We start from the raw sequence: 18,795 nt of genomic DNA on the forward strand, positions 1-18,795 counted from the left end.
TTTTTATTCCATTAAGTTAAAGTAATTTTGCAAAAAAGATAAGCAATGAGTTTTCCAAAAGTAATTTTAAAGAAAGGTAAAGAAAAATCTATTCAACGTCGTCATCCTTGGGTTTTCAGTGGAGCGGTTTATGCCGTTACACAAGAATTGAATGATGGTGAAATGGTTGATGTAGTCGATTCAGATAACAACCATTTAGGAACAGGATATTTCAGTGATAAAGGAAGTATCGTGGTTCGTATTTTAACTTTTGGAACGGAAGTTTTTTCAGAAACTTTTTGGAAAGACAAATTGCAATCGGCTTGGTATTTACGTACACAATTATTGGATTTTGAAGTAACTAATGCATTCCGTGTGATTCATGGAGAAGGTGATGGAATCTCTGGATTAATCATTGATTATTACGATAAAAATTGGGTAATTCAAGCCCATTCAACAGGAGTTTTTCTTCAAATGAAAGAAATTGCTGAAGCGATTCAATCTAACTTTCCGAATCATTGCGATACGATTTATTGTAAGAGTTCAGGAACGTTACCAAATACAGGAACCGATTATTTCTTATTCGGAACTAAATCAGAAACAGTTGCTAGAGAAAACAACATTTTATTTTCTGTGAATTGGGTAGAAGGACAAAAAACAGGTTTCTTCTTAGACCAACGTGAAAACAGAAAATTATTAGGCGAATTTTCAAAAGGTAAAAAAGTACTAAATACATTTTGTTACACGGGTGGTTTTTCCATTTATGCGATGAACGCTGGAGCAGAATTAGTAACTTCGGTTGATATTTCTCAAAAAGCAGTCGATTTAGCCGCAAGTAATATGGAATTAAATTTTCCAAAAGCGAATCATACCGCTGTGGCTGATGATGTGTTTAATTTTATGAGAGAACACACCCAACAATATGATGTGATTGTTTTAGATCCGCCCGCTTTCGCGAAAAGCATCAAAAGCAAACATACTGCAACTCAAGCATACAAACGTTTAAATATAGCTGGTTTAAAAGCCTTAGCACCAAATGGAATTTTATTCACTTTCTCTTGTTCGCAAGTAATTGATGATGTATTATTTTACAATACTGTTGCGGCAGCAGCCATCGAATCTGGAAGAAACATTAGAGTGTTACACAAATTAGGACAAGGTCCAGATCATCCAACGAATATTTATCATCCAGAAGGACATTACTTAAAAGGATTGGTGTTGTTTGTGGAATAAAGTTTAAAGTCGCAGTCTCAGTATATAAAAAAGCCCAAAAATTATTTTTGGGCTTTTTTGTATTTATTTTTTAAAACTGAAAACTGTGACTGAAACCTTTTTAAAGGTTCGCAAAGAAATCATTTCCTTTATCATCTGTAATAATGAATGCTGGGAAATCTTTTACCGTAATTTTACGAACGGCTTCCATTCCTAATTCTTCAAAATCAACAACTTCAACAGATAAGATATTTTCCTTCGCTAAAATAGCAGCAGGTCCACCAATGGATCCTAAATGAAACCCACCATATTTGTGACAAGCGGTTGTTACATCTTTGCTTCTGTTTCCTTTTGCTAACATAATCAAACTTCCACCAGCGGCTTGGAATTCATCAACATAGACGTCCATTCTTCCCGCAGTTGTTGGTCCGAAACTTCCAGAAGGCATTCCGTCTGGTGTTTTAGCTGGACCAGCATAATATACTGGATGGTTTTTGAAATACTCTGGCATTGGTTTTCCAGCGTCTAATAATTCTTTAATTTTAGCGTGAGCGATATCACGAGCTACAATCAATGTTCCGTTTAATTTTAAACGTGTTTTGATTGGATATTTCGATAATTCCGCTAAAATTTCTTTCATTGGTTTATCCAAATTGATATCAACAGCTGGTTCTAAATGTGGCGCTGTTGCTGGTAAAAACTGACCAGGATTCGTTTCTAATTGCTCTAAGAAAATTCCATCTTTTGTGATTTTTCCTTTGATATTTCTATCTGCTGAACAAGAAACTCCCATTCCAACCGGGCAAGAAGCCGCGTGACGTGGTAAACGAATTACGCGAACATCATGTGTTAAATATTTTCCACCAAATTGTGCTCCAATTTGACTTTCTTGACAAATTACTTGTACTCTTTTTTCCCATTCTAAATCACGGAAAGCTTGACCCGCCATGTTTCCAGAAGTTGGTAAATTGTCATAATAACCAGCAGATGCTTTTTTCACAGTCGCCAAAGTAGCTTCTGCTGAGGTTCCACCAATTACTAATACTAAGTGATAAGGCGGACAAGCCGCAGTTCCTAAATCGTAAATACGTTCACGAACAAATTCTTCTAAAGATTTATCGTTTAATAACGATTTTGTTTTTTGATATAAGAAGGTTTTGTTTGCCGAACCACCACCTTTTGTTAAAAATAAGAATTCATAAGAATTTCCTTTTTTAGCATAAATATCAATTTGTGCTGGAAGATTCGAACCTGAATTTTTCTCTTCGAACATTGAAATAGGTACAATTTGCGAATAACGAAGGTTTTTATTTTGGTAGGTATTGAAAATTCCTTTCGACAACCATTCGCCATCATCTGCGCCAGTATAAACGTTTTCTCCTTTTTTTGCCATCACAATTGCAGTTCCTGTATCTTGGCAAGAAGGCAATTGTCCTTCCACTGCTACAGCCGCATTTTGCAATAAATTATAAGCTACAAAACGGTCGTTGTCTGTTGCTTCTGGGTCTTCAATAATGTTTTTAAGTTTTTGTAAATGTCCTGAACGTAACATAAAAGAAACGTCGTCCATAGCTTCTTGAGCTAACAACTCTAATCCTTTTGGGTCAACGACTAAGATTTCTCTGTCGCCTAATTGCTCCACTTTTACAAAATCTGAAGTTAATTTTTTGTAGGGTGTATCGTCTTTTGAAATCGGATACGGATCTTGATATATAAAGTCCATTTGTATGTGTTTTGAAATGTAAAGTTAAGAAATATTTTAAAAAAACCCTCCAAGAGTTTGAAACTCTTGGAGGGTTGATGAGATGGCTATTTCACAAAAAACCAACTAGCTACCAAAATTGCAGTAATCACACAGATTAAGTCTACTAATAACATCATAGCTAAGGTGTAACGTGTGTTCTTGATGTTGATACTACCAAAATAAACGGCAATTACATAAAACGTAGTTTCAGCACTACATTGGAAAATACAACTCAATCTACCAGTTAAGGAATCGACACCAAAAGTTTTCATCGAATCTATCATAAATCCACGTGAACCTCCTGAACTAAATGGACGTAACATGGCAACTGGTAATGAATCTGTAATTTGTTTAGAAACACCAATATTTGAAAAAGCAAATGAAAGGCCGTTACTAATAATTTCAAACAAACCACTATTTCTAAAGAATGAAATAGCCACTAGCATTCCCATTACGTAAGGAAAAATTTTGACACCAGTGTTCATTCCGTTTTTCGCTCCATCTACGAACGTATCGAAAATGGTTGTTTCTTTTTCAACGAATTTTTTCTCGTGTATGAAAGAAAATATTAAAGTAAAAGCAATAATTGCAATTAGCATTAAGCCTGATAAATTACCTGTAAAGTAATTTTTACCAATAATATCTAAACCGTTTATGTACCACATTAATCCTGTAATTGCACCAACGATAATACCAATTGATCCTAGTAATGTAAAACTTTTGAAGTTTAATTTTTGTCTGATTCCAACCAACAAAAACGCTGCAATTGTACCAATGAAAGACGTAATAATACAAGGTAACATCACATCAGCTGGATTGGCAGCATTTTCTGCCGCTCGATAACCAATAATTGAAGTTGGAATTAAAGTTAATCCCGCAGCATGTAAACACATAAACATAATTTGTGCGTCGCTCGCTTTGTCTTTTTCAGTATTTAAGGTTTGCAAACTTTCCATGGCTTTTAATCCGAATGGTGTTGCTGCCGAATCTAATCCTAAGAAGTTCGCTGCGAAATTCAACGTCATGTACGAAATAGATTCGTGATTTTTTGGAATAGAAGGGAAAACTTTTTCAAAAACAGGACTTAGTTTTTTTGCTAATTTTTCCGAAGCACCTGAAATAATTAACAATTCCATTAATCCACAGAAAAAGGCTAAATAGGCAATTAAAGGTAAAATTATTTCGAATAAACTGAATTTACACGTTGGCAATAAACCATCAGATTTTTGTTTGCCACTAAATATTTTTACGGTTTGACTTTTATAAACATAAGTCGTATCCGGATTTATAGTATCACGATTTATGGTAAACGTTTTTTCATCCGATTTTTGAATACTGTCTTGAATAAACTTTGGTATTTCTTTTAAATATTTTTCAGAAATTAAAATAGGATCGTCTTTTTTTCCATTTAAAACGAAATCAATTGAATAACTATTTCCTGTAAATAACCCAATAATCACAAATGCTATTGATGAGATAAAAATCGCTAACCAAAATCTACTTAATACCATGTTGTTATTTTTTTAAAAATTTATTGATAAGTTGCGTGGTAGAACTATCGTGTTTTTTGACAGCACTATTTTCAATTTCGGTTAAAATAGAATTGGCCAATTGTTTTCCTAACTCAACGCCCCATTGATCGTAACTATAAATGTTCCAAATAATTCCTTGTACAAAAATTTTGTGTTCGTACATAGCGATTAAAGCGCCTAAACTTTCTGGAGTTAGTTTTTCAATTAATATAGTGTTGGTTGGTTTGTCTCCTTGGAAAATTTTAAAAGGAATTAAATGCGAAACTTCTGTTTCTGTTTTGCCTTGTGAGATAAATTCTGAAAGCACTTCTTCTTTAGATTTGCCTTTTAATAATGCTTCGGTTTGAGCGAAAAAGTTCGACATCAATTTATTGTGATGGTCTTTTTCTTCGTGAAGTGGTTGAACAAACCCAATAAAATCGGTCGGAATTAATTTCGTTCCTTGATGTATTAATTGGAAGAAAGCATGTTGTGAATTGCTTCCAGGTTCGCCCCAAACTATTGTTCCTGTTTGATAATTTACTGGAAATCCATTTCTGGCAATCGATTTTCCATTGCTTTCCATATTACTTTGTTGTAAATAGGGCGCTAATTTTTGTAAATATTGTGTGTATGGAATTAAGGCTTCCGTTTCAGCTCCAAAAAAATTATTGTGCCAAATGCTCAATAATGCTAATACTACTGGAATATTATTTTCAAAAGGTGTGGTTTTAAAATGGGTATCCATTTTGTTTGCACCTTTTAATAATTGATTGAAATTATCGTATCCAACGGCTAAACTAATGGTTAAACCAACGGCACTCCATAATGAAAAGCGTCCGCCAACCCAATCCCACATTGGAAAAATGTTTTCAGGAGCAATTCCGAAATTGGTTACATTTTGTAAATTACTAGAAACCGCCACAAAATGTTTGGCAATGTCTTTTTCTGTTGCAGACTTCAAAAACCATTTTTTAATTGTTTCCGAATTGGTCAACGTTTCTTGAGTTGTAAACGTTTTTGAAACTATGACAAATAAAGTGGTTTCTGGATTTATTTTTTTTAATATTTCTTGTACATGATCTCCATCTACATTAGAAATAAAGTGTGTTTTTAAATTGTTTTTATAGAACTGAAGCGCGTCAACAACCATTGCTGGACCTAAATCTGAACCACCAATTCCAATGTTTACTACATCGGTAAATGCTTTTCCAGAATAGCCTTTGGCTTCTCCAGAAATAATATAATTTGTAAAGTTTTTTATTTTGTTTTTGGTAGCGAAAATCTCAGGAATTACATTTTTACCTTCAAATAGAATAGTATCGTTTTCATTTGCACGCAAAGCCGTATGAAGCACTGCTCTGTCTTCGGTTTCATTGATTTTTTCTCCTGAAAAATAGTTTGAAATAGCTTCTTGTAAACCTACTTCGTTGGCTAATTCAATAAGTAAACTTAAGGTTTCTTTGGTCCAATTATTTTTAGAAAAATCCACATAAAAATCGTTCCATTCAATATGGAATGTTGCTGCTCTTTTGGCATCTTTTTCAAACAAATCTTTTATCGATTGAAACTCAATTTCAGAAAAATGTGTTCTTAATTTTTGCCAAGCGTTAGTTTCGGTTGGATTTATGGTATTAAGGCTCATTTTTTACTCTTTAAAAGTTTTTGCAGTAATGTCTTCTAATTCTTTTTTAAGCGGTGCAATTGTAGCCAAATATTTTTCCTTTTGTTTTTTTGTCATCGGCTCCGAAGAAGGTAATTTCAATCGCAATGGATCAACTTGAACTCCATTTTTCCAAAAACGATAACACACGTGTGGACCAGTCGCTAAACCAGTGCTTCCAACTTTACCTATGACTTGTCCTTGTGTTACAGATTGTCCTCTGCGAACCAAAATTTTAGACATGTGAAGGTATTGTGTGGCATATTTTGAGTTGTGTTTTACTTTTACGAAATTTCCATTTCCTGAAGTGTATCCGGTGGCTTCCACAACACCAGAAGCTGTTGTCTTAATTGGCGTTCCGTGTGGTGCCGCATAATCTGTTCCGTTGTGCGCTTTCCAAGTAAATTGTACGGGATGAAATCTTCGAGCTGTAAATTTTGATGTTAATTTAAAGAAAGAAAGAGGTGCTTTTAAAAACATACTTTTCGCACCAGATGCTTTTTCGTCAAAATATTCTGGTCTTTTTTGTTTTTCGTTGATTTTATATGGGAACGCGTAGATTTTTTTTCCTTTGTATTCGAAATACGAAGCTTCCACTTCATCTACACCTAAATATTCGCCATTTTCGAAATATTTTTCTTTGATTGTAACGGCAAATTTGTCGCCTTTTTTAAGTTTGAAAAAGTCGATTGAGTATTTATAAATTTGAGCCAATTCGTTTGCTAAAGAAGCGCTAACGCCATTTCTTGATAAGGTTTCAGATAGTGAACCATCTAATTCAGCCGCAATTGTTCTTCTTTTAATTACAGTTGGACGTTTCTTAATTTCTACCTTAATTGAATCTCTTAAATCGACAACCAAATAACTCGTTTTGTCCTGAACATAAACTAATGCTTTTATGTTTTTTTTATTTTTTTTGTCAGATAGAGTGATGAAAGGTTTACCTGCTCGAATATTTTTTATATTGAAAGAATCTTTGATTTTCTCTGTAACATCAAAGGTTTTTAAACTATCTGGTAACGTATACGCTTCTAAAATAGTACTAAAAGTATCTCCAGATTGCAAGGTGTCTTCCACCACCGAAAAGTCATTAAAAGTAAACCCGTATTTTTTAATAATAGGTTCTTTTTTAACGATTTTTTCTGCAATTTTTTTATCACCTTCTTTGTTTTGACAAGAAAATGTTAGTAGTAGTATAAGTGCGTATAGTAAATATTTCAAACTGTCTTTTTTTGTATTATTCTCCCCAATTTTTTAATTCTTCTTCACTCCAAAGTTTTGGAAAGAAAATTCTTCTTTGGTATTTTGGTAACATGTATTTTTTCCAATCGCTTCCACCAGTTGCTTCATGATTCCCGGGAACGCTTTCAATATATTTTTTAGCAGCATTGAAATGACCCATTACCCAAGTGATATTTACTGTTTTGTCGTAATGACGCATAGCGGCCACTAAATCTGGGTTTTTTTGATCTGCTTCTGGTAATTGTTGGAATTTCTGCCAAAGATTGATGTTACTGTATTCTTCCATAAAACACAAAAATTCTTTTTTGTATTTGCGTTCAAATTCGCTTAACAAATAAGATTTTTCTCCTGTATGATAATCTTTTCCGGCAGCTTGCCAGTACATGTGTTCTAAAGTATTTGAATAAGATGCTGCGGTGTCAAATCCTGCTCTATATCTGATATCTACAAGATTGATTAAATCTGTTGATGCAAATTCAATCATTCTATATTGGGCACTTTGAAAGCCACTTGCAGGCGTTAAAGTATTTCTGAATTTTAAATATTGTTCTGGCTCCATTCCATCTTTCATAATATCAAAAGAGGTAGTAAGCATATCAAAATATCTGCTAATTCTGTTTAATCTTTCTGTAAAAAATTCTGTGGTTGTTGCGGCATTATGACAAAGTTGTTCCATTTCCCAAAGAATCATTTTGAATACCAATTCGTTGACTTGGTGGTACATGATAAATACCATTTCATCTGGTAATGTAGAACGCTGGATTTGTAGGTTCAAAAGGGCATCAGTTTGAATATAATCCCAATACGTAATTGGTTTAGCCCAAAGCAATCCTTCTAAATGAGTTTCTGTTTTCTGATTAATCTTATCAAACTTTTCGTTTAATTGTTCAATTTTTTCTTCGATATTCTCTTGCAAAATAATTATTTTTTAAAATTTATAGGATGTTTCAATCCTTTATATTGGTCGATATCCGCTTTGATAGAACCAACTGCTAAACTTGCTTTTACTCGAATTGGAATTTTGTTATTATCGTCTGAAATCCAAACGGTTAAACTTTCCTCTTCTTTGAAAACACGACCTGCTTGAACCAATGGTCTAAACATCATACAGTTAATTTCACCAAATTTAGAGTTTATATTTTCTCTGCCTACAAATTTAAGTTTAAATTTCGTAGTTTCATCATCAAAAAACATATCAATTGTGATAGATTCACCAATATTTAGTTTGTCAATTTTTGGATGATTTCTTAAATAGTAAAATGCCGAAACAATATCTTGTACATTTTCTGGTACATTAAACGTTTTTTCGGTTTTGTTTTTATAATCTTTTACTAAAACAGTATTGTTGTTTTGATTGAAGTAACCTTGTTGGTTTTTTTTATAACCACCTTCATTTATGTTTCTAATGAAAACATATGGTTTGTTGGTTTCTTTATTAAAATAGCTTTCGTAGTTGTCTACTACTTTAAACATCATTTTTGTTACACCAGTAGTATAGCCTTTACCTACAACATGGTGCATTTTTCTGCCATTAAGTGCGGCGTCTTTAACTTCTAAAGTAGCATAGCCCGCATTAATAAGTCCGTAATGTATTCTTAGTTTAACAAATTCTCCTACAGTATAAGAATCTGCTTGTTTTGTATCAAATGAATTTGATAAAACAAACACAGTAAAAAGTAAAATTATCTTTTTCATTTTATAAGTTTTCTTAGAAGAATACAATTATTGTTCCAAAGTTACAAAAAACAAAAAACCCAGTCAAATGATATGACTGAGTTTTTATGTTTTAACCAACCAAAAAACTATAAATTATGAAAACTTATATACAATATGAGTCTACTACCTCTCAATTGCCCTGCAAAGATATGTTAAGGTTTTGAGTTTTATTTAAAGAAAAATCAACTTTAACACTTTTAACAGAATAATATGTAAGAAAAGTGGTTAAAATTTAACAAAACAAAAAAATACCGAACTATTATTGAGTATTTGATAATTTAAATTTTTAACTTATTGGTTTTTAATGGTTTAAAAATCATGAAATTTGTCTTTTTTTAGACAAATTCTTCCTGAAAATCACTGTGTTAAGAATATTTTATAACAAAAGCAGCTTTTTATGGCTGCTTTTGTTTTTATAATGTACCTCTTTTGGCTTGTTCTCTTTCAATTGACTCAAAAAGAGCTTTGAAGTTTCCTGCACCAAAACCTTTAGCACCCATTCTTTGAATAACTTCGAAGAAAAGTGTAGGTCTGTCTTCAATTGGTTTAGTGAAAATTTGTAACAAATACCCTTCTTCATCCGCATCAATCATGATACCTAGTTTTTGTAATTCGTTAATGTCTTCTTTAAATTTAGACATATGATCTTTCAACCTTTCTGGGATAGCATCATAATATGCCTGTGGAGGCGTACTTAAAAATTCGATTCCACGAGAACGCATATCAGCAACAGTTGTAATAATGTCATCAGTCGCAACTGCAATATGTTGTACTCCTTCACCTTCATAGAAATCTAAATATTCTTCAATTTGAGAACGTTTTTTTCCGTTAGCTGGTTCATTGATTGGGAATTTTATTCTTCCGTTACCGTTACTCATTACTTTCGACATCAATGCAGAATATTCTGTAGTAATTTGTTTGTCGTCAAAAGAAAGAAAATTCACAAATCCCATTACATCTTCAAACCATTTTACGGCTTCATCCATTCTGTTCCAACCAGTATTTCCAACCATATGGTCAATAAATTTTAACCCAACTGGTTCTGGATTGTAATCAGATTTCCATTCACTGTATCCTGGTAAAAAGATTCCGTTATAATTTTTACGTTCCACAAAAACAAAAACAGTTTCCCCATATGCACCATAAATACCTGCACGTACTACTTCACCATTATCATCTTTTTCAACAGTTGGTTCAAAATATGGTTTTGCTCCACGTTTTGTAGTTTCTTCAAAAGATTTGCGAGCGTCTTCTACCCAAAGTGCAATAACTTTAACACCATCACCATGTTTTTTTACATGTTCTCCAATAGGTGAATTGCTGTTTAAAGCTGTTGTTAATACCAAACGGATTTTATCTTGTTTTAATACGTAAGATGCTCTGTCTTTTACACCTGTTTCTAATCCTGCATAAGCTAATGATTGAAAACCGAAGGCTGTTTTGTAAAAATGTGCCGCTTGTTTCGCATTTCCAACATAAAACTCTACGTAATCTGTTCCTAATAAAGGCAAGAAATCTTGTGCGCCTTCAAATATTTTTTCTAAGCCGTATTCGACTGATTTTAATTCCTCTGACATAATGTTATATTTTTTGGTAATCAATTTACCTAAGTTGTGTTTAATTAATTTTTTATTCTACCCAAGATTTATAATACTGACCATCGTCTAATCCCATCGCTTCTTCTGTTACCATTAACGGACGGAAAGTATCTACCATAACAGCTAATTCTTTTGTTTCGGTATGACCGATACTTCTTTCCATTGCTCCTGGTGCTGGACCGTGAGGAATTCCTTTTGGATGTAAAGTGATGTGACCTTGTTCGATATTATTTCTACTCATGAAATCACCATCTACATAATATAACACTTCATCAGAATCGATATTACTGTGATTGTATGGAGCTGGAATTGATTTTGGATGATAATCGTATAATCTTGGTACGAATGAACAAACCACAAAAGTTGCCGTTTCAAAAGTTTGATGAATTGGCGGTGGTAAATGCACACGACCTGTTATTGGTTCGAAATTGTGAATTGAAAAGGCATACGGGAAATTGTATCCGTCCCAACCGATAACATCAAATGGATGTGTAGCATAAACTACTTCATGCATCATTCCTTCTTTTTTGATTTTGATTAAGAAATCACCTTTCTCGTCATAGGTTTCTATTTCCGAAGGCAATTTAAAATCTCTTTCGCAAAATGGAGAATGTTCTAAATGTTGACCCGATTCGTTTTTATATCTTTTTGGTGTATAAAAAGGTGCAAATGATTCTACATAAAACAAACGATTGTCTTCTGAATTGAAATCGATTTGATAAATCATTCCGCGTGGAATAATTAGATAATCACCATATTCGAAATCAATATTTCCCATCATTGTTCTTAATTTTCCAGAACCTTTATGGATAAATATCATTTCATCAGCATCGGCGTTTTTATAAAAATAACTACGTAATGATTTTCTTGGTGCTGCTAAACCAATCGTACAATCTCTATTGACTAACATGTCTTTACGACTTTCTAAAAAATCGTCAGCTGGTTTTAATTCAAAACCTTTTAGTAATAATGATTTGATGTTTTTACCAATGGCAATTTTTGGTTCAACAGAATATGATTTAATAATTTCTTTAACTTGTGTTGGTCTGTGAACATGATACAATAATGAAGAATGTCCATGAAATCCTTCTGTACCAAAAAGTTGTTCGTAATATAATCCACCGTCTGGTTTTTCAAACTGTATGTGGCGTTTTTGAGGAAAATCTCCTAATTTATGATATATTGGCATTTTCTTTTTTTGTTTAAAAGTTGATACTGTAATGACTTTAAAAGATTAAAATCATAAAATTTAAAAAAAGAAGTTTAGCTCATTCAGGATTTCTCTTGATGAGGAATTTCAAATACGCTAATAATCCATTCCAATTTTTCATATTTGTAAAAACTTATTTTTTAGCGGTCAAATATGGAATCGCTATTTCTTAAGTGTTTTGCTATCGCAAAGTTTTATGCTTTAGCGATTTCATTACACAAATATCGGAAAAATATATTATAAAAAAAAACGACTTCAATTTGAAGTCGTTTTTGATATTATTCTTGTTCTTGTTTGTTATTTAGTTTTGAATTTCGTTTACCATAAATGAAATATACTAAAATACCAATTGCTAACCATCCTAATGATAACAATTGTGCATCATGGCTTAAGTTAATCATTAAGTATGTATTAATTGCGATACCACAAACAGCAATTACTGGTAAAGCAGGAACTTTGAAAGTACGCTCTAAACCTGGTTGTTTTACTCTTAAAATCCAAACCGCAATACAAACCATAGTGAAGGCAAATAAAGTACCAAAACTTGTCATGTCAGCTAATTTATTAATTGGAGTGAAGGCAGCAACAATAGCTATAAATCCTCCTAAGATCATTAAGTTATTTTGTGGAGTTCCAGATAATGGATTAATTTTAGAGAAAACAGAAGGAATTAATCCATCTTTAGACATTCCTAAGAAAATTCTAGATTGTCCCATAATCATTACCATTAATACTGAAATTAAACCAATAGTTGCAGCAATAGTAATAATGTAACCTGCCCAAGCTTGTCCAGCAATATCAAAGGCATAAGCTACTGGCGCTTTAATTGCTTCTGGATATTTTCCAAGTGGATTAAAATCGTGGTAACTCATCATACCTGTTAATACTAAAGAAACTAAGATATAAAGAACTGTACATACTAATAATGAAGCAATAATTGCGAAAGGAACATCTTTCTTAGGGTTGATCGCTTCACCTGCTTGAGTTGAAACGGCATCGAAACCTACATAAGCAAAGAAAATTGCTGCAGCTCCAGAAACAATACCACCAACACCGTATGCTTTATGCGTTCCAGCTTTGTCAACAATTTCAGCAACTTCTGGAATAAATGGTGTCCAGTTGTCAGTATTTATAAAGAAAGCACCAGCGATAATTACGAAAATAACAGCAGAAACTTTTAAAATTACAATGAAGTTATTTGCGTTAGCCGCACTTTTTGTTCCTTTAATTAAGATAGAAATTACAAACAATACAATTAAAAACGCAGGTAAATTCATTGAAAACCCTTCACCTGTATAACTTGCAGGGTCTGTAGTTAGCCAATCGGGTAGCTTGATACCAAACATTTTGAGCAGTTTATTAAAATATCCAGACCAAGAAACGGCAACCGTCATGGATCCCATGGCATATTCTAAAATTAATCCCCAACCTATAATCCAAGCGAAAACTTCACCAATTGTTCCGTAAGCATAAGCATAAGCAGAACCTTCTACTGGTAAAATAGAAGCAAATTCAGAATAACATAATGCAGCAAATACACAAGCAATACCTGCAATAATAAATGAAATTGCTAATGCTGGTCCAGCGTGATAGTAAGCTCCTGTTCCGGTAAGTACAAAAATACCACCACCAATAATAGCTCCAATTCCAATTGCTGTTAAGCTCCATTTACCTAGAACTCGCTTTAATTCACTTTTTTTCATATCCGCTTCAAAAGCTGATACTGGTTTAACTCTCCAAATAGACATAAAGTAATAATTTTTTTAGTTGCGTCAAATATAGGATATTTTCATTTAATTAACCAAATCAAAATTTTTAATTAAAAAGTGAAGCCTAAATTAAACCAAAAAGCAGAGAAATGTGTTTCAGGTGACCAAGTATATTTAATTTCAACTGGACCAATAAGTGTATCTAATCCGTAACCTAATCCAAACCCTGTAAAGGAAGGCTTGTTTAACCAAGTTTTTGTGGCATTAAATATAAAATCGCCCACAATTGATGCGTTGTAAGTAAAGTTCACGTGGTTCTTTTTGTAAAATTCAAAATCAATAACAGAACTAGCTTTCACATAAGAATTTCCACTTAAGCTTAAAAAATCGTAACCGTAAAAAGAACGAATATTGTTGGTGTCTTTAAATCCATTTCCACCTAAAACAAAATCGAAATAAGGTAAAGCAGAATATCCAACTTTAAACCCACCTTCGTTTTGAATAATTACAGAAATTTTTTTTATGGGTTCAAAAGCAATCGCCATATCGGCTTTTGCGATAGAAAACTTAGTAAATTGATTCGTATAATCAGAAGAATGGAAGTAATAATTAAAATTACTTTTAAAATACCATCCTTTTTTTGGAAAAAATTTATTGTCAAACGTATCGTGATTTAAATATCCAAAAAACGAAAAATAATTACTGTTTTCTATTGTTTTGTTAGCTTGGGGTAAGTTTTCCGATTTTAAATTTAAATGTTGGTGTTCTAAACCACCTCCAATATTATATTTTCTTAGGAAAACAGTCTGAAGAAAGATTCTATTATTTAAACTAGAATAATCTAAATTTATTTTTTCTAAATTACTGTTTAAATAATTTTTAATTCCAAATGAATTATTTACGTTTTTATTAAATTTACTCAAACTTGAAGAGGCTCCAAAACTAAAATAATAACCATTGTCAATTAAATAATTGAAATCGTATCTGAAATTATCTCCTAAAATTATATCTAACGAAACCATGTCATTTTTAGATAATAATTTTTTATGTGTAATGTTTATCAAAGCTGCACTTTTAAATAATTCATCATAATGTAATGCGAATTTTAAAAAAGTATTGATTCTGTTTTCTCTTAAACTGATAAAAACATCTTTATCATTAAACTGATATTTTACCGAACTAAAGTTTTGTGTATTGTTTAAATTTTGAATCCCATTTTGAAAATGTTCGAAACTAATTTTAGAATTAGGCTTAAAACGTAATTTTCCTAAAACATAAGCTCTAGTGTAGTTTTTAAGTTCTGTAAAGCCAATGTTTCCAATATTTATTGAATCTTTCACATGAGAAAGCTCTGGTTTTTGATACGCTGGATTTTGAAAAACTGAAAGTTCAGTTAAGAATTTTTTAGCGGCATTTTCTCCATTTTCAATTATTTTTTTTCCGTTTTCGAAAGACAAAACGTTGAAACCTTTAATATCTGGTTTGATATAAATGTCAGTAAGTTTTCGCTTACTTTCCATTTGAGATTGTGTATTGAAATTAGACATTTGACTAAAAATAGTCGTAATTCCTTGTAAATCTTTTCGAGTTCTTAATTCTTCTTGAACATCTACACCAATAACAAAATCGGCACCTAATTCTCGCAATTTCTCAACAGGATAATTATTGGTTACGCCACCATCAACTAATAGTCTCCCATCAATTTCAATTGGATAAAAAATAGTTGGAATAGAACTACTTGCCACTAAAGCTTGCGGAAAAATTCCTTTATCTAACACGACTTGTTGTCCCGTTTCAATGTCGGTTGCCATACAGAAAAAAGGAATCGGAAGCTTTTTAAAATCACGAGTATTTCTTACGTGATAACTGATTTTTGAAAGAAAATTGAAATTATACAAACCTTTAGAAAGTGCGTTTGGCGTTTCTAATTTCAGATTTTTAAAAGGTAAAACCAGCGCATAAATATCGTCATTTCTTTTATTGATAAGAATTTTAGATTTTCTCGGAATGTTATCTTGAACTAAATCATCAATAGTTAATGTTTTGAAAATAGAATCGAGTTGTTTTCCAGTATAACCTGAAGCATACATACCGCCAACAATAGCGCCCATACTGGTTCCGCCAATATAATCGATTTTAATCCCTAAAGAATCTATTACTTTTAAAACACCAATATGCGCCAAACCTTTTGCACCACCACCAGAAAGTACCAATCCAATTTTTGGTTTTTTTGTGGTTTCTTGCGCATTTGAATTTGAAGGTAAAAGTAAAAAGGTAAAAGTAAAAAGTAGGATATAAGTAAACTTACCAATTAAGCAATTTACTTGGTTCTTTTTACTTTCTACTAGGTATTTTATCATGTGTTATTCTTTTTTGTAAAAGTCGGTAATTTTTTTCGCTTTTGAAAGTCCAATTATGTCAGAAATTTCTTTTTCTGTGGCTTCTTTTAATCTTTTTACACTTTTGAAGTGAGAAATTAATGTAATCATGGTTTTTTCGCCAATTCCAGGGATATTTTCCACCGAAGAATTTAAAGCTGCTTTACTTCTTTTGTCTCTATGATGTGTGATTCCAAAACGGTGTGCTTCGTTTCGTAATTGTTGAATAATTTTCAGTGTTTCACTTTTCTTATCTAAATATAAAGGAATCGGATCATCAGGATAAAATAATTCTTCCAAACGTTTCGCAATTCCAATTATGGCAATTTTTCCTCGTAAACCTAAATCTTCCAAACTTTTTAAAGCAGAAGACAATTGTCCTTTTCCACCATCAATAATGATTAATTGTGGTAACGATTCCTTTTCATCCAATAGCCTTTTGTATCTTCTGTAAACGACTTCTTCCATGGAAGCAAAATCATTCGGACCTTCAACTGTTTTGATATTAAAATGACGATAATCTTTTTTACTCGCTTTTCCATCTTTAAAAACCACACAAGCGGAAACCGGATTGGTTCCTTGAATGTTCGAATTATCAAAACATTCAATATGTCGAGGTTCTACAGAAAGGCGTAAATCTTTTTGCATTTGCGCCATAATTCTATTGGTATGACGATCAGGATCTACAATTTTTATTTGTTTGAGTTGGTCTAAACGGTAATATTTGGCATTGCGTTCCGACAGATTTAAGATTTCTTTTTTGTCTCCTAATTTTGGAACAGTCACTTTTATCGTTTCTCCTAAATCTATTTCAAAAGGTACGATAATTTCTCGAGATGTTAAAAAGAATCGTTCTCTAATTTCAACAACCGCTAATTCTAATAATTCTTGGTCGCTTTCGTCTAATTTTTTCTTCAACTCTAAAGTATGTGAACGAATAATAGCACCATGAGAAATCTGTAAAAAATTCACATACGCCATCGTTTCATCTGAAATAATTGAAAACACATCAATATTGGTAATCTTCGGATTTAAAATCGTCGATTTCGCCTGATAGTTTTCTAAAACTTCAATCTTATCTTTTATTTTTTGTGCTTCTTCAAACTTCATTTCCGAAGCTAAAACCTGCATGTGATTTTTGAAATCTTTTAAACTTTCTTTGAAATTTCCTTTTAAAATTTCTCGAATGGCCGTAATTTGAGTTTGATAATGTTCTTGTGTTTCCAAACCTTCGCAACCGCCTCGACAATTTCCAATATGATATTCTAAACACACTTTATATTTTCCAGCACGAATATTGGATAACGACAAATCGAAATTACAAGTTCGCAACGGATACAATTCTTTAATTAAATCTAATAACGTGTTTACGGTTTTAAAACTGGTGTACGGACCAAAATATTCCGAGCCGTCTTTTACCATTTTTCGGGTTGGAAAAACTCTCGGAAAAGCTTCTTTTTTAATGCAAATCCAAGGATAAGTTTTATCATCACGAAGTAAAACATTATATCTTGGTTGTAAGGTTTTAATCAGATTGTTTTCTAACAACAAAGCATCGGTTTCTGTAGGAACAACAATGTGTTTGATGGTCACAATTTTTTTTACAAGTACCGAAGTTTTATAGTTTTCGTGATTTTTTTTAAAATACGATTGAACGCGTTTTTTTAAATTTTTTGCCTTACCAACATACAATATTTTATCTTCCTTATCGTAATATTGGTACACACCAGGATTATCGGGTAAGGTTTGTATTTGTAGTTCAAGAGGTGTTGGCATGAAGTGATATTTTTTACAAATTTAGATAATTTTATTTTTACTATTTTAGCAAAAAACATATTTCGAGCAATGCATAAAGAAATTACCATTTTTAACGAAACAATTTTACCTGGAGAAAGTAAAACAATTAACATGCAAATTGGAAAATTGCATACCATGACCGATTTACATATTCCTATTATTGTAGAAAGAAGTAAAAAAGAAGGTCCAGTTGTTTTGTTAAGCGCAGGTTTACACGGTGATGAAATTAACGGAACAGAAATTGTAAGAGAATTGATTGTTCGAAAAATTAACAAACCAAAATGCGGAACTATTATTTGTATTCCAGTAATTAATATTTTTGGTTTTGTAAATCAAACCAGAGAATTTCCTGATGGACGTGATTTAAATCGAATTTTTCCTGGAAGTAAAACGGGTTCTTTGGCAAGTCAGTTTGCGTATTATATCTTAAAAGAAATTGTACCACATTTAGATTATGCAGTAGATTTTCATGCTGGTGGAGCGAGAAGATTCAATGCGCCACAAATTCGAATTGTGCCAAATAATGAAGAACTAAAAATACTTTCTGATGTTTTTGGAGCACCTTTTACGTTGTATTCTAATAATATTTCAGGTTCGTTTAGAAGTTCGTGTGACAAAATGGGTGTAAAAATGTTGTTGTTTGAAGGTGGAAAATCAGTTGATATTAATAATGAAGTTACTAAAGAAGCAGTTGAGGGCACAAAACGTTTTTTATCACATTTGAAAATGCTTCAACCAAAACATTCCGTTTCTGAACGACACAAAACCATTTACATTGAAAAATCAGATTGGATAAGAGCCAATTATTCAGGTATGTTTCACGGATTAAAATCTATTGGAAGTTTTGTAGAAAAAGGCGAATTAGTTGCCACCATTTCAGATCCTTTTGGAAAAGTGAGTCATAAACTAAAAGCACCACAAACCGGATATTTAATAAATGTAAACGACGCACCAGTGGTATATCAAGGTGATGCTGTTTTTCATATTTCAAGTCAGTTGGAAGAATAGATTAAAAACTAAACCTAACAATTATCAT

13 protein-coding genes are annotated in these 18,795 nt (G+C 32.2%); 2 read left to right on the forward strand and 11 right to left on the reverse strand.

Features of this window, described 5'->3' with window-relative positions; all coding sequences use genetic code 11:
- Positions 1–45: 45 nt before the first annotated feature.
- Positions 46–1,212, forward strand: coding sequence for a class I SAM-dependent rRNA methyltransferase (locus tag BMX42_RS07330; RefSeq protein ID WP_091311387.1), 1,167 nt, complete (start codon positions 46–48; stop codon positions 1,210–1,212).
- Between the two features lie 100 nt (positions 1,213–1,312).
- Here BMX42_RS07330 and BMX42_RS07335 read toward each other — a convergent pair whose 3' ends face one another.
- The 11 genes from BMX42_RS07335 to uvrC form a co-directional block, all read right to left on the reverse strand.
- A complete protein-coding gene (locus BMX42_RS07335; protein ID WP_091311389.1) occupies positions 1,313–2,914 on the reverse strand; it encodes a fumarate hydratase in 1,602 nt (533 codons plus the stop codon).
- 86 nt (positions 2,915–3,000) lie between these two features.
- Positions 3,001–4,446 (reverse strand): nucleoside recognition domain-containing protein, encoded by a 1,446-nt coding sequence (locus BMX42_RS07340; protein ID WP_091311391.1) that lies wholly within the window; start codon positions 4,444–4,446, stop codon positions 3,001–3,003.
- 4 nt (positions 4,447–4,450) lie between these two features.
- Complete coding sequence (pgi, locus tag BMX42_RS07345) at positions 4,451–6,091, reverse strand: glucose-6-phosphate isomerase (RefSeq protein WP_091311393.1); 1,641 nt, start codon at positions 6,089–6,091, stop codon at positions 4,451–4,453.
- A gap of 3 nt (positions 6,092–6,094) precedes the next feature.
- Entirely contained in the window at positions 6,095–7,330 is a 1,236-nt protein-coding gene (locus tag BMX42_RS07350; RefSeq protein WP_091311396.1) for a M23 family metallopeptidase, read from the reverse strand.
- A 16-nt stretch (positions 7,331–7,346) separates the two neighbouring features.
- Complete coding sequence (locus tag BMX42_RS07355) at positions 7,347–8,267, reverse strand: tryptophan 2,3-dioxygenase family protein (RefSeq protein ID WP_091311399.1); 921 nt, start codon at positions 8,265–8,267, stop codon at positions 7,347–7,349.
- A 5-nt stretch (positions 8,268–8,272) separates the two neighbouring features.
- Positions 8,273–9,046 carry a DUF3108 domain-containing protein gene (locus BMX42_RS07360; RefSeq protein WP_091311401.1) on the reverse strand — a complete coding sequence of 258 codons (774 nt, stop codon included), beginning with the start codon at positions 9,044–9,046 and terminating at the stop codon, positions 8,273–8,275.
- A 434-nt stretch (positions 9,047–9,480) separates the two neighbouring features.
- On the reverse strand, positions 9,481–10,644 hold the full coding sequence (gene hppD, locus BMX42_RS07365) for a 4-hydroxyphenylpyruvate dioxygenase (protein ID WP_091311405.1): 1,164 nt from the start codon (positions 10,642–10,644) through the stop codon (positions 9,481–9,483).
- 52 nt (positions 10,645–10,696) lie between these two features.
- Positions 10,697–11,854: a homogentisate 1,2-dioxygenase gene (locus tag BMX42_RS07370; protein ID WP_091311409.1), complete on the reverse strand. Its 1,158-nt coding sequence runs from the start codon at positions 11,852–11,854 to the stop codon at positions 10,697–10,699.
- A gap of 299 nt (positions 11,855–12,153) precedes the next feature.
- Positions 12,154–13,623: an APC family permease gene (locus tag BMX42_RS07375; RefSeq protein ID WP_091311412.1), complete on the reverse strand. Its 1,470-nt coding sequence runs from the start codon at positions 13,621–13,623 to the stop codon at positions 12,154–12,156.
- A 71-nt stretch (positions 13,624–13,694) separates the two neighbouring features.
- Entirely contained in the window at positions 13,695–15,944 is a 2,250-nt protein-coding gene (locus tag BMX42_RS07380; RefSeq protein WP_091311416.1) for a patatin-like phospholipase family protein, read from the reverse strand.
- Positions 15,945–15,947: 3 nt separating this feature from the next.
- A complete protein-coding gene (gene uvrC / locus BMX42_RS07385; protein WP_091311419.1) occupies positions 15,948–17,738 on the reverse strand; it encodes an excinuclease ABC subunit UvrC in 1,791 nt (596 codons plus the stop codon).
- A gap of 69 nt (positions 17,739–17,807) precedes the next feature.
- Between uvrC and BMX42_RS07390 the strand changes: the two genes are divergently transcribed.
- A complete protein-coding gene (locus BMX42_RS07390; RefSeq protein ID WP_245748270.1) occupies positions 17,808–18,767 on the forward strand; it encodes a succinylglutamate desuccinylase/aspartoacylase family protein in 960 nt (319 codons plus the stop codon).
- Positions 18,768–18,795: the final 28 nt, after the last annotated feature.

The sequence above is a fragment of the Flavobacterium terrigena genome (assembly GCF_900108955.1).
GTDB classification, from domain to species: domain Bacteria; phylum Bacteroidota; class Bacteroidia; order Flavobacteriales; family Flavobacteriaceae; genus Flavobacterium; species Flavobacterium terrigena.